At 60.9% G+C, this 12,708-nt stretch carries 11 protein-coding genes; 9 read left to right on the top strand and 2 right to left on the bottom strand.

Annotation, left to right across the window (positions count from 1 at the left end; genetic code table 11):
- The first annotated feature begins 154 nt into the window (after window positions 1-154).
- The 3 genes from ACIQAL_RS02335 (at window position 155) to ACIQAL_RS02325 (ending at window position 3,374) form a co-directional block, all read left to right on the top strand.
- A complete protein-coding gene (locus ACIQAL_RS02335; protein ID WP_166593362.1) occupies window positions 155-1,453 on the top strand; it encodes a serine/threonine protein kinase in 1,299 nt (432 codons plus the stop codon).
- Window positions 1,446-2,249, top strand: coding sequence for a VacJ family lipoprotein (locus ACIQAL_RS02330; protein ID WP_401141947.1), 804 nt, complete (start codon window positions 1,446-1,448; stop codon window positions 2,247-2,249). Before ACIQAL_RS02335 ends, ACIQAL_RS02330 begins: the two co-directional genes overlap by 8 nt.
- Window positions 2,250-2,519: 270 nt before the next feature.
- Window positions 2,520-3,374, top strand: a complete 855-nt coding sequence (locus ACIQAL_RS02325) for a pirin family protein (RefSeq protein WP_401141944.1) — start codon at window positions 2,520-2,522, stop codon at window positions 3,372-3,374.
- 248 nt (window positions 3,375-3,622) lie between these two features.
- Here ACIQAL_RS02325 and ACIQAL_RS02320 read toward each other — a convergent pair whose 3' ends face one another.
- Window positions 3,623-4,858, bottom strand: a complete 1,236-nt coding sequence (locus ACIQAL_RS02320; protein ID WP_401141941.1) for a patatin-like phospholipase family protein — start codon at window positions 4,856-4,858, stop codon at window positions 3,623-3,625.
- Window positions 4,859-4,877: 19 nt separating this feature from the next.
- Entirely contained in the window at window positions 4,878-5,810 is a 933-nt protein-coding gene (locus ACIQAL_RS02315) for a lipid A biosynthesis lauroyl acyltransferase (protein WP_401141939.1), read from the bottom strand.
- A gap of 145 nt (window positions 5,811-5,955) precedes the next feature.
- On the opposite strand from ACIQAL_RS02315, the gene minC reads away from it, so the two are divergent.
- The 6 genes from minC (at window position 5,956) to ACIQAL_RS02285 (ending at window position 12,454) form a co-directional block, all read left to right on the top strand.
- Window positions 5,956-6,702, top strand: coding sequence for a septum site-determining protein MinC (gene minC, locus ACIQAL_RS02310; RefSeq protein WP_166593367.1), 747 nt, complete (start codon window positions 5,956-5,958; stop codon window positions 6,700-6,702).
- A gap of 195 nt (window positions 6,703-6,897) precedes the next feature.
- On the top strand, window positions 6,898-7,710 hold the full coding sequence (minD, locus tag ACIQAL_RS02305) for a septum site-determining protein MinD (RefSeq protein WP_062390343.1): 813 nt from the start codon (window positions 6,898-6,900) through the stop codon (window positions 7,708-7,710).
- Window positions 7,710-7,964, top strand: coding sequence for a cell division topological specificity factor MinE (gene minE / locus ACIQAL_RS02300; RefSeq protein WP_166593368.1), 255 nt, complete (start codon window positions 7,710-7,712; stop codon window positions 7,962-7,964). Before minD ends, minE begins: the two co-directional genes overlap by 1 nt.
- Window positions 7,965-8,089: 125 nt before the next feature.
- A complete protein-coding gene (locus ACIQAL_RS02295) occupies window positions 8,090-8,725 on the top strand; it encodes an RluA family pseudouridine synthase (protein ID WP_401141935.1) in 636 nt (211 codons plus the stop codon).
- Window positions 8,726-8,807: 82 nt separating this feature from the next.
- The gene (locus tag ACIQAL_RS02290; protein ID WP_166593370.1) at window positions 8,808-10,097 is read left to right on the top strand and encodes a M18 family aminopeptidase; all 1,290 of its coding nucleotides are present in this window, start codon (window positions 8,808-8,810) and stop codon (window positions 10,095-10,097) included.
- A 176-nt stretch (window positions 10,098-10,273) separates the two neighbouring features.
- Window positions 10,274-12,454 (top strand): mechanosensitive ion channel family protein, encoded by a 2,181-nt coding sequence (locus ACIQAL_RS02285; protein ID WP_401142390.1) that lies wholly within the window; start codon window positions 10,274-10,276, stop codon window positions 12,452-12,454.
- The last annotated feature ends 254 nt before the right edge of the window (window positions 12,455-12,708 follow it).

Here is a 12,708-nt window from a genome sequence, read left to right as displayed (position 1 = left end):
CACACGCCACTCGAGCCAGAACGTGTATTGTCGCCTAGGATTTGTACGGGTTGGCGAGGGATTAAATGCAAATTGCCACTACGGCACTTTTTGCACGCCTCCCGTGTCATAGCCTGCGTATCTCAACAGCACTTCTTTCCCAAGGGATTCAGTCATGCTTCGTTTTTTACGCCTCGCCGCCCTTTCAGGCGGCTTGTTCTTGAGTGCGTCCGTGATGGCGGTCGACATCGATCCGTCCAGCTATGGCTTCCCTCTGACCAACCCGTTCGAAGCGACCATCGCCACGACGCCTCCTGATTTGCGGGCGAAGGTGCCAGACGACGCTGACATCGATCAGGACGACTACAGCCTGACGCTGCGACCGGATCGTGAATTCACCCTCCCCGACAACTTCTGGGCCGTGAAAAAACTGCGTTACCGCCTTGCCAAGCAGGACCATCCCGCGCCACTGATCTTCTTGATCGCAGGCACCGGCGCCCCCTACAACAGCACCCTCAACGAATACCTCAAGCGCCTGTATTACGGAGCCGGGTACAACGTCGTACAGCTGTCGTCGCCCACCAGCTACGACTTCATGAGCGCCGCCTCACGATTCGCGACGCCTGGGGTGACGTCTGAAGACGCTGAAGACCTGTACCGGGTCATGCAGGCGGTTCGCGCGCAGCAGAACAAGCTGCAAGTCACCGAGTATTACCTCAGCGGCTACAGCCTCGGCGCGCTGGATGCGGCCTTCGTCAGCAAACTGGACGAGACCCGCCGCAGCTTCAACTTCAAGAAAGTGCTGTTGATCAACCCGCCGGTGAACCTCTACACCTCGATCACCAACCTGGACAAAATGGTCCAGACCGACGTGAAGGGCATCACCAACAGCACCACCTTCTATGAACTGGTGCTGCAAAAGCTGACCCGTTATTTCCGCGAAAAAGGCTACATCGACCTCAACGACGCACTGCTCTACGACTTCCAACAGTCCAAGCAACACCTGTCCAACGAGCAGATGGCCATGCTGATTGGCACGTCGTTCCGCTTCTCGGCGGCCGACATCGCGTTCACGTCCGACCTGATCAACCGTCGCGGCCTGATCACCCCGCCGAAGACGCCGATCAGCGAAGGCACCAGCCTCACGCCGTTCCTCAAGCGAGCGCTGCAATGTGACTTCGACTGCTACGTGACCGAGCAAGTGATCCCGATGTGGCGCGCCCGCACCGACGGCGGCAGCCTGCTGCAACTGGTGGATCAAGTCAGCCTGTACGCCCTCAAGGATTACCTGAGCACCAGCAAGAAAATTTCCGTGATGCACAACGCCGATGACGTGATCCTCGGCCCGGGCGACCTCGGTTTCCTGCGCAAGACCTTTGGCGATCGCCTGACCGTTTACCCGTATGGCGGTCACTGCGGCAACATGAACTATCGCGTCAACAGCGACGCCATGCTGGAGTTTTTCCGTGGCTAAACGTCTATTGCTCACTGCCGCTCTGCTTTGTGCAGGCGCTGTTCATGCCGCTGATGCGCCGATCATTTCCCAGGCCCAGCCGGTCAAGCGGATCGAGAACCCGGACGGTTTCACCGAGCCGTTGAAGTCGCTGAAATTCAACCCCGGTCTGGACGCCCAGGAATTCGAGCGCTCGTCGCTGAACGCCCTCAACGTCTACGACCCGCTGGAGTCGTGGAACCGTCGGGTCTACCACTTCAACTATCGCTTCGATGAGTGGGTGTTCCTGCCGGTGGTCGACGGCTATAAATACGTCACCCCAAGCTTCGTGCGCACCGGCGTCAGCAACTTTTTCAGCAACCTGGGCGACATCCCCAACCTGCTGAACAGCCTGTTGCAGTTCAAGGGCAAACGCTCGCTGGACACCACGGGCCGTCTGATCATCAACACCACCATTGGCGTCGCGGGCTTGTGGGACGCCGCGACCTGGATGGGGCTGCCAAAACAGAGCGAAGACTTCGGTCAGACCCTGGGTTTCTATGGCGTTCCGGCAGGGCCGTACCTCGTGCTGCCGATTCTCGGGCCTTCGAACCTGCGTGACACCGGCGGCCTGGTGTTCGACTTCACTGCCGAATCGCAGATCAACTTCCTGAACGTGGCGCAGGTCAGTCAGGACCACCCGGAGCTGTACCTGCTGCGTGCGATCGACCGCCGCTACAGCACCAGCTTCCGCTACGGCCAGATGGACTCGCCGTTCGAGTACGAGAAAGTGCGGTACGTGTACACCGAAGCGCGGAAATTGCAGATTCAGGAGTAATGATTGCCTTGTGCGGGGTCTAAAACGCGTCACTCTCTGACACGCTGGATGGCCCCTGTGGGAGCGAATTCATTCGCGAGAGGCCCGTACAACCGACAGAAATCTATCGGCTGTACCGACGTCTCGCGAATGAATTCGCTCCCACAGAAGATCGCGCGCACTCAAAACCCATCTAACAACCCGATCAATTCCTCGCAAAAACGTCACCCATCCATCGCCTCAACCGGCATACCATAGGCGCCATTCCCACCCTCTTCCGGAGTGCGCCCCATGACTCAATTACGCAAAGTGCTGTCCATGCAGACCGGTCAACCGACCTCGGACGGCGCGGGCGTCAAGCTGACGCGGGTCTTCGGTGGCCCTGGCGTCGAGCTGTTCGACCCCTTTCTGATGCTCGACGAATTCGGCTCGGACAAGGCTGACGATTACATCGCCGGTTTCCCACCCCATCCGCATCGCGGTTTTGAAACCGTGACTTACATGCTCGAAGGCCGCATGCGCCACGAGGACCACATGGGCAACGTCGGCCTGTTGCAAGGCGGCGGCGTGCAATGGATGACCGCTGCGCGTGGCGTGATCCACAGCGAGATGCCGGAACAGGAAGAAGGCATGATGCGCGGCTTCCAGCTGTGGCTGAACCTGCCGGGCAAATCGAAGATGGGCGACGCCGGTTACGAAGACATCCAGCCGGAACGCATCCCGCGCATCACCACGCAGAACGGGGTGGACGTGGTGGTGATCGCCGGTCAGTTCGACGACGGTCAGGTGCAGCAGGCCGGCGCGGTGCAGCGGCCCGACACCGAACCGCAGTATTTCGACTTCCACATTCCAGCCGGCAAATCAGTCAGCCCGAAAGTCCCTGAAGGCCACCGGGTGCTGTTGTACGTGTACGAAGGCGAAGTCGAGATCGCCGGTTGCGCGCAAACGCTCGGTCAGAGCCGGCTGGCACGCTTGTCGGAAAATGGCGAAGTGCAGCTCAATTCAGCGACCGGCGCAAAGGTGTTACTGATCGCGGGCAAACCACTGAACGAGCCGATCGTGCAATACGGCCCGTTCGTGATGAACAGCCGCGAAGAGATCGAACAGGCTCTGCGGGATTTTCGGGATGACAAATTGACAGCGTGATCACTGCAACGCGCTTTTGGTTCTGGTCGAGGCCCATACACCACCCCAGCCTGTTCTTGATTCTGCCGAAGGCCGTGGGAGTGCCGGGGTGGCGTTCCACCTTGCCTGCGATCTGACGCGCAGCGGCAGTAATAGCGACGCACGCGATGTGTCAGGTTTTAAGCGTCGTCAGGTTTTGCTGCCGCTGCGCGCCAGATCGCAGGCAAGCCAGCTCCTACGCCTTCGGCAGAAGCAGCCAGTCCCCAACTTCAATCCAGCCCCAAAAACCGCGTCAGCTCCTCTTTTTGGGCCATCGCATCGCGGCGTCCCAGCTCGATCAATTCGCTGCAATACCCCGACTCGAACAGCAGATAACTCAACACCCCTGCCCCGCTGGTCTTGGTTGCGCCGGGCCCGCGCAGGAAGGTGCGCAACGCAGGCGGCAGTTCCCGTCGATGGCGGGCGGCAATTTCGTCCAAAGGCTGGCTCGGGGAAATGACCAACACCTCCACCGGCGCCAGCGACTGCACCGGCGTTGGCTGCTCGGACACCTGAGGCGACGGCTCGGGTGGCGAGGGCAACATGCGACTCAGCAAATTCAGCCGCTCCAGCAACTCGATGTCGCTCTCCAGGCTGTCAATGAACGTGCTGTTGAGCATGTGCCCGCTGATCTGCGCCAGACTCGGCTGCGCGCCGCTCACGACCCGGTGCACGGGCTTGTTCGCTCCCGGCCCGCGAGGGTTGCCGCTGACGCCCACCACCAGCACCCGATTGGCGCCCAGGTGCAGCGCCGGGCTGATCGGCGCCGATTGCCGCACCGCGCCATCGCCGAAATATTCGTGTTCGAGTTTGACCGGGGCGAACAGCAGCGGAATCGCAGAACTCGCGAGCAGATGATCGACCGTCAGCCGCGTTGGCACGCCGACGCGCCGATGCCGCAGCCAGGAATCGATGGTGCCTTTGCCCTGATAAAACGTGACCGCCTGCCCCGACTCGTAGCCAAACGCCGTGACCGCAACGGCCCGCAAATGCCGACCTTCGATGGCCTCATCAATGCCTTCGAGGTTCAGGCGCTCGGTCAGCAAATCTTTCAACGGCGAGCTGTTGAGCAACGCCACGGGGATCTGCTTGCGACCGATCCCCAACAGGCTTCGCCCGAAGAACCGGGTCGCCTGACGAATCACCCCGGACCAGTCGCTGCGCAACACCTGATGGCTGCGAAAGCTCTGCCAGAAGACCGTCAGTTCGTGGATGGCGGTGCGAAATTGCGCGGCGCCGCTGGCAAGCTTCACCGCGTTGATGGCGCCCGCAGACGTGCCGACGATGACCGGAAACGGGTTCTTCGCGCCCGCAGGCAGCAGGTCGGCGATCCCTGCGAGCACGCCCACCTGATAGGCCGCCCGGGCGCCGCCGCCGGAAAGGATCAGCCCGGTGATCGACTCGCGACCGACCGGAACCGTTGAAGCGCTGTTGACTGTTTTTTGTTCTGCTGCGCTTGTCGTCATAAAACCTCAGCCCTAGGTATCAGCCCCGCTTTTTATACAGCTTCGGCTCACCGGGCGGCCTGCTCTTGAACCGCCGGTGTGCCCACAGATACTGCTCGGGGCAGGCCGTCACGGCCCGCTCGACCCATTGATTGATGCGCAGGCAATCGGCCTCGTCGCTCTCGCCGGGAAAATCGGTCAACGCCGGGTGGATCACCAGCTTGTACCCGCTACCGTCCGCCAGACGCTCTTGGGTGAACGGCACGACAAGGGCGCGGCCTAGGGTGGCGAATTTGCTGGTGGCCGGTACGGTGGCGGCCTGAATGCCGAACAGCGGCACGAACAGGCTCTGCTTGACGCCGTAGTCCTGATCCGGCGCGTACCAGATGGCGCGGCCCTTGCGCAGCTGCTTGATCATGCCGCGCACGTCTTCGCGCTCGACGGCGATGGAATCCAGGTTGTGCCGCTCGCGGCCTCGGCGCTGAACGTAGTCGAATACCGGGTTCTTGTGCTCGCGGTACATGCCGTCGATGGTGTGCTGCTGACCCAGCAACGCCGCGCCGACTTCCAGCGTGGTGAAGTGCAGCGCCATGAGGATGACGCCCTGCCCTTGCTCATGAGGCTGCTTGAGGTGTTCGAGACCTTCGATGTGCGCCAGCTTGGCCAGGCGCGTCGGGCTCCACCACCAGCTCATGGCCATTTCGAAAAAGGCGATCCCGGTGGAGGCGAAATTTTCCTTGAGCAGGCGTTTGCGCTCGGCTTTCGAAAACTGGGGAAAACACAGTTCAAGGTTGCGCGCCGCGATGATGCGACGGTCGGTGGCGAAGTAATACATGACCCCGCCGAGCGCCCGGCCTATCGCGACCAGCGCCCGAAACGGCAACTGCACCACCAGCCAGAGCATTCCCAGTCCCAGCCACAGGAGCCAGAAGCGGGGATGAAGAAATTGGGCTCGAAAACGCGGGCGTTCCATTACAGCTTCCGTCAGGACAAAGGCGGGCATTCTACATCGGTTCGAGCACTTCCGTGACGCTTCGTCGGTTGCGGCTCCCTTGCGACTCGCGGGCGTTCTCGTTATAAGTCTCGGCACTTTTAGCGACAAGCCGCTGTATGCCGACATGAGCCAAATCGAATTGCAAGACAAGGACCCCGTGTTCCAGCTGAAGGGCAGCATGCTGGCCATCACCGTGCTGGAACTGGCCCGTAACAACCTTGAAGCGCTGGATCGTCAGCTGGCCGCCAAGGTCGCTCAGGCGCCCAATTTCTTCAGCAATACGCCGCTGGTACTGGCGCTGGACAAGCTGCCCCCCAACGAAGGCGCCGTCGATCTGCAAGCGATGATGCGCATCTGTCGCCATCACGGCTTGCGCACCCTGGCCATTCGCGCCAACCGCATCGAAGACATCGCCGCTGCCATTGCCATCGACCTGCCGGTCCTGCCGCCATCCGGCGCGCGTGAAAGACCCCTCGATCCGACGGAAGGTGAAATAAAGAAAAAGCCCGAAGTGGTGGAAAAACCACCGGAGCCTTTGATCAAGCCGACCAAGATAATCACGGCTCCGGTGCGCGGCGGCCAGCAGATTTACGCGCAAGGTTCGGACCTGGTGGTGATTTCCTCGGTCAGTCCCGGTGCGGAACTTCTCGCCGATGGCAACATCCATGTGTATGGCCCGATGCGGGGCCGGGCACTGGCAGGCATCAAGGGCGACACCAAGGCCCGGATTTTCTGCCAGCAAATGGTGGCCGAACTGGTCTCCATCGCCGGGCAATACAAGGTTGCGGAAGACCTGCGACGTGACCCTCTCTGGGGGGCCGGGGTACAAGTCAGTCTGTCCGGTGACGTGTTGAACATCATCCGTCTTTAACGGATACTGCGCCATTTTCAAAGCCACTCTGATTCGTCGCGAAAACGATGCAAAGGGAAAGGAAATCCGGGAAATTCATTTGTTTTCTCGAAACATGAGCATCGCAAGACGCTCGTTTCTTTCTCTGTTCGAAAAACGCTGCGTGATGAGGGGCTATTCAGGGACTAGCCGTCCTACTTTTAGGGGTGATACACCTTGGCCAAGATTCTCGTGGTTACATCCGGCAAGGGTGGTGTGGGCAAGACCACCACCAGCGCCGCTATCGGTACCGGCCTCGCATTGCGCGGCCACAAAACGGTCATCGTCGACTTCGACGTCGGTCTGCGTAACCTCGACCTGATCATGGGTTGCGAGCGCCGCGTCGTGTATGACTTCGTCAACGTGGTCAATGGCGAAGCCAACCTGCAACAGGCGCTGATCAAGGACAAGAAGATCGAAGGTCTTTATGTCCTGGCCGCCAGCCAGACCCGTGACAAGGAAGCGCTGACGAAAGAAGGCGTGGAAAAGGTCCTGATGGAACTCAAGGAATCCTTCGAGTACATCGTCTGCGACTCCCCTGCCGGTATCGAAACGGGCGCTCACCTGGCGATGTACTTCGCCGACGAAGCGATCGTCGTGACCAACCCTGAAGTCTCCTCCGTCCGTGACTCGGACCGCATGCTGGGCCTGCTGGCCAGCAAATCGCGCCGTGCCGAGCGCAACGAAGACCCGATCAAGGAGCACCTGCTCCTGACCCGCTACAACCCTGAGCGCGTGAGCAAGGGCGAAATGCTGGGCGTGGAAGACGTCAAGGAAATCCTGGCCGTCACCCTGCTCGGCGTGATTCCTGAATCCCAGGCTGTGCTCAAGGCTTCCAACCAGGGCGTGCCTGTCATCCTCGACGACCAGAGCGATGCCGGTCAGGCGTACAGCGATGCCGTCGACCGCCTGCTGGGCAAAGACCGCGAGCACCGCTTCCTGGACGTACAGAAAAAAGGATTTTTCGAACGCCTGTTCGGGGGTAACTAATGAACATTTTTGACTTCTTTCGTGCCAACAAAAAGCCCAGTACCGCATCGGTCGCGAAAGAGCGTCTACAGATCATCGTGGCGCATGAACGCGGCCAACGCAGTACCCCGGACTACCTGCCCGCTCTGCAGAAAGAGCTGGTGGAAGTGATCCGTAAATACGTCCAGATCGAGGACGATAAAGTGCAGGTTGCGCTCGACAACGAGGGCAGCTACTCGATTCTGGAGCTCAACATTACCCTGCCTGATCGTTGATCGAACTGGCGGTCGCCACGGCGGCTCGGTTGCCCTGATCCCTTCGCGGGATTGCGGTGAGCGAGCCGCCGTTGGCGTTTGTAAACACACCGATTTTTGCTCTGAGAGTGCCACGAGGCTGTTCGATGCCGCTGTCCAATGTTCACATTCTCCATCAGGACGATGCCGTTCTGGTGGTGAACAAGCCCACCCTGCTGCTGTCGGTCCCTGGTCGTGCGGACGACAACAAGGACTGCCTGATTACGCGCCTGCAGGAAAACGGCTATCCCGAAGCGCGCATTGTCCATCGTCTGGATTGGGAAACGTCCGGGATCATTCTGCTGGCTCGTGATGCGGACACCCATCGCGAGTTGTCGCGGCAATTTCATGACCGGGAAACCGAAAAGGCCTACACAGCACTGGCGTGGGGGCAACCGACGCTGGACAGCGGCAGCATTGATTTGCCCTTGCGCTACGACCCGCCGACCAAGCCTCGGCATGTGGTGGATCACGAACTCGGCAAACACGCGCTGACGTTCTGGAAGGTGTTGGAGCGCTATGACACCCATTGCCGCGTGGAACTGACGCCGATTACCGGCCGCTCCCATCAGTTGCGCGTGCATATGTTGTCGATCGGGCATCCGTTGTTGGGGGATGGGTTGTATGCACATCCCGAAGCATTGGCGGCGTACCCGCGGTTGTGCCTGCACGCGAGCATGTTGACGTTCAGCCATCCGGTGACGAAAGAGCGGCTGCGGTTCGAGTGTCCAGCGCCGTTTTAAGAACCATTGCATTCCGAGTGGGAGCGTGCGCAACCCGTCGACCAATACGGTAAACTCCCGCCATTGCTGTCTGGAGTAACTTATGCGCGAAGAGTTGAACCAAGGCCTGATCGATTTTCTCAAGGCCTCTCCCACCCCGTTTCACGCCACCGCCAGTCTGGTGCAACGTCTCGAAGGCGCCGGTTATCAGCGCCTCGACGAACGCGAGCCTTGGCACACCGAAACCGGTGGCCGCTACTACGTCACCCGTAACGACTCTTCCCTCGTCGCCTTCAAGCTGGGTCGCCTGTCGCCCTTGATCGGCGGGATTCGCCTCGTGGGCGCTCACACCGACAGCCCCTGCCTGCGGGTCAAACCCCAGCCCGAGTTGCAGCGTCAGGGTTTCTGGCAGTTGGGCGTCGAGGTCTACGGCGGCGCGCTGTTGGCCCCGTGGTTCGACCGTGACCTCTCGCTCGCGGGCCGTGTCACGTTCCGTCGCGACGGCAAAGTCGAAAGCCAACTGATCGACTTCAAGCTGCCCATCGCGATCATCCCTAACCTGGCGATTCACCTCAATCGCACCGCCAACGAAGGCTGGCAGATCAACCCGCAGAACGAATTGCCGCCGATCCTCGCCCAAGTGGCCGGTGACGAGCGCGCCGATTTCCGCGCCCTGCTGACCGATCAGCTCGCCCGCGAACACGGCCTTAACGCCGACGTTGTGCTCGATTACGAGCTGAGTTTTTACGACACCCAAAGCGCGGCGGTCATTGGCCTGAACGGCGATTTCATCGCCGGTGCGCGGCTGGACAACCTGCTGTCGTGCTTCGCGGGCCTGCAAGCGCTCCTCAATGCCGATGGCGAAGAGACCTGCGTGCTGATCTGCACCGACCACGAAGAGGTCGGCTCGACCTCCGCGTGCGGCGCCGACGGCCCGATGCTGGAACAAGTGCTGCAACGTCTGCTGCCGGAAGGCGACGACTACGTGCGCACGGTGCAGAAGTCGCTGCTGATTTCCGCCGACAACGCCCACGGCGTGCACCCGAACTACGCTGACAAGCACGACGGCAACCACGGCCCGAAACTGAACGCAGGCCCTGTGATCAAGGTCAACAGCAACCAGCGCTACGCGACCAACAGCGAAACCGCCGGTTTCTTCCGCCATCTGTGCATGGCAGAGGAAGTTCCGGTGCAGAGCTTCGTGGTGCGCAGCGACATGGCCTGTGGCTCGACCATCGGCCCGATCACCGCCGGGCATCTGGGCGTGCGCACCGTGGACATCGGCCTGCCAACGTTCGCCATGCACTCGATCCGTGAACTGGCAGGGAGTCAGGACCTGGCACATCTGGTCAAAGTGCTGACCGCGTTTTATGCGAGTGCCGAGTTGCCGTAACGCTACTGGGCGGGCGCTGCCCGACCTGATGGTGAATGCCTCTTGTGGGAGCCGGCTTGCTGGCGAAGGCGCAGTATCAGCCAGTTCATCTGTGACTGATCCACGGCCTTCGCCAGCAAGCCGGCTCCTACAATGGGATCAACGACCCGTCCCTAATCGAGGTTGATGACCCGGTGATTGCCCCTTCCCGTTTTACCCTGCCGCATCTGTTGCTGATTTTTCTGCTGGCACTCTTTCCTTTCGCGCTCACCCAGGCCGCTGGATTGCCCAGCCTGCTCGGTGGCCAGAAAGCCCAACCTCAAGCCCAGGAACCCTTGGGCCAGTCCCTCGACGAGGTCATCACCTCGCTGGAAAACGATCAGCAACGCAGCAAATTGCTGGACGATCTGAAGAAGCTTCGCGACGCCACGAAGAAAGCCCAACCCACTGCCGAGCAAGGCGTGCTGGGGCTGATCGGGAGCACACTTCACGATTTCGAGAAGCAGTTCACCGGCGATGACAGCCCGCTCAGTCGCTGGGGCGACGAGGTGTCGCTGGCCGAGCAAGAGCTGATGGACCTGCTGCTGCCCGCCAATCAATGGTGGCCGATCATGTTCAGCTTCGCCTTGGTGATCGCGCTGTGGAGCTTGCTGGCCGCCGCGCTGATCTGGCTGAGCCATCGGGTGCGGGTGCGCTTCGGGCTGTCGGAAGAACTGCCGCAACACCCGCGTCCGACCGATATGCTGCGCTTCGCCCTACGCAAACTGGGGCCGTGGCTGATTGCGCTGGTCATCACGGTTTACTTGAGCTATTCCCTGCCGCCGTCGCTGGGCCGGGATCTGGCGATGGTGCTGGCGTATGCACTTGTCGTCGGCACGCTGTTTTCGGCAATTTGCGTGATTGCCTTTTCGCTGCTCGACGGCCCTCACCGGCATCAGGCGCTGTACATCCTGCGGCATCAGGCGTTTCGGCCGCTGTGGTGGATCGGCAGCTTTGCCGCCTTCGGTGAAGCGCTGAGCGACCCGCGATTGGTGGCCAGTCTCGGGGCCCATCTGGCGCACACCACCGCGACCCTGGCCAACGTCATGGCGGCGATTTCCACGGGGCTGTTCATCGTCCGCTTCCGTCGGCCTATCGCGCATTTGATCCGCAATCAGCCGCTGTCCCGCCGTCTGAAACGCCGCGCCCTGAGCGACACCATCGAAATCCTTGGCAGCTTCTGGTACTTGCCTGCACTGGTGCTGGTGGGCGTGTCGCTGTTCGCCACGTTCTTCTCGGCGGGCGACACCAGCACCGCGCTGCGCCAGTCGCTGATTTGCACGGTGTTGCTGGTCTTGTGCATGGTCATCAACGGCCTGGTGCGGCGTCACTCGCAAAAACCGGCCCACGGTCATCGACGCCATGCGCTGTATTCGGATCGCCTGAAAAGCTTCGGTTATACCGTGGCGCATCTGGTGGTCTGGCTGGTGTTCATCGAACTGGGCCTGCGGGTCTGGGGCCTGTCGCTGATCCGCTTTTCCGAAGGCGACGGCCACGACATCAGCGTGCGCATCATCGGCCTGGCGACCACGCTGATCTTCGCCTGGCTGATCTGGATTCTCGCCGACACCGCGATTCATCACGCCCTCACCCGCTCGCGCAAAGGCCTGGCCAACGCCCGTGCGCAGACGATGATGCCGCTGATCCGCAATGTGCTGTTCGTGACCATTTTCATCATCGCGGTGATCGTTGCGCTGGCGAACATGGGGATGAACGTGACGCCACTGCTGGCCGGTGCGGGTGTGATCGGTCTGGCCATCGGTTTCGGTGCGCAGTCGCTGGTGGCGGATTTGATCACCGGCCTGTTCATCATCATCGAGGACTCCCTCGCCATCGACGATTACGTGGACGTCGGCGGGCATTTGGGCACCGTCGAAGGCCTGACCATTCGCACCGTGCGCCTGCGTGACATCGACGGGATCGTGCACACGATCCCGTTCAGCGAGATCAAGAGCATCCAGAACTACTCGCGGGAATTTGGCTACGCGATCTTCCGCATCGCGATTCCGTCGAACATGAACATCGACGATGCGCTGAAGATGATTCGCGACGTGGGCCAGAAAATGCGCACCGACCCGCTGCAACGCCGCAACATCTGGTCGCCGCTGGAGATTCAGGGGGTGGAAAGTTTCGAGTCCGGCAACGCCATCCTGCGCGCGCGCTTCAAGACCGCACCGATCAAACAATGGGAAGTCTCGCGGGCGTTCAACCTGTCGCTGAAACGCTACCTCGATGAAGCCGGCATGGACCTCGCGACGCCGCGCCTGAATGTGCAGGTGAATACCAGTGGTGGGAGCGTGAGCGGGGTTCGCGGGAAGAAGGATGAAACGGCGGGGTGAGGGTTAGATTGTGGCCGATAGGGTGACCATGCGGCCGATCTGCCTTTGATTCTGGCCCACAGGACTATTACGCCGCCAATCTGCTTTTGATTCTGCCCGAAGGGCGTAGGAGTTGGCTTGCCTACGATCTGGTGCGAAGCGGCAGTAGAACCGGTGAATGCGGTGTGCCTGACACAGCCAAGGTGTGAGAGTTTGCTGCCGCTTCGGTCGGACGCGACCCCGGGCAGATCGTAGGCAAGCCAACTCCCACGCCT

The sequence above is a fragment of the Pseudomonas sp. NPDC088368 genome (genome assembly GCF_044753445.1).
Taxonomy (GTDB): Bacteria; Pseudomonadota; Gammaproteobacteria; order Pseudomonadales; family Pseudomonadaceae; genus Aquipseudomonas; species Aquipseudomonas bambusae.
This window is presented reverse-complemented; position numbering and strand designations above follow the sequence as displayed.

Bases quoted from the DNA above. Each gene is read 5' to 3' on its own strand.
- ACIQAL_RS02335 (WP_166593362.1), top strand. From the start codon at position 155: ATGCTTCGTTTTTTACGCCTCGCCGCCCTTTCAGGCGGCTTGTTCTTG.
- ACIQAL_RS02325 (WP_401141944.1), top strand. From the start codon at position 2,520: ATGACTCAATTACGCAAAGTGCTGTCCATGCAGACCGGTCAACCGACC.
- ACIQAL_RS02320 (WP_401141941.1), bottom strand. From the start codon at position 4,858: ATGACGACAAGCGCAGCAGAACAAAAAACAGTCAACAGCGCTTCAACG.
- ACIQAL_RS02315 (WP_401141939.1), bottom strand. From the start codon at position 5,810: ATGGAACGCCCGCGTTTTCGAGCCCAATTTCTTCATCCCCGCTTCTGG.
- minC (WP_166593367.1), top strand. From the start codon at position 5,956: ATGAGCCAAATCGAATTGCAAGACAAGGACCCCGTGTTCCAGCTGAAG.
- minE (WP_166593368.1), top strand. From the start codon at position 7,710: ATGAACATTTTTGACTTCTTTCGTGCCAACAAAAAGCCCAGTACCGCA.
- ACIQAL_RS02295 (WP_401141935.1), top strand. From the start codon at position 8,090: ATGCCGCTGTCCAATGTTCACATTCTCCATCAGGACGATGCCGTTCTG.
- ACIQAL_RS02290 (WP_166593370.1), top strand. From the start codon at position 8,808: ATGCGCGAAGAGTTGAACCAAGGCCTGATCGATTTTCTCAAGGCCTCT.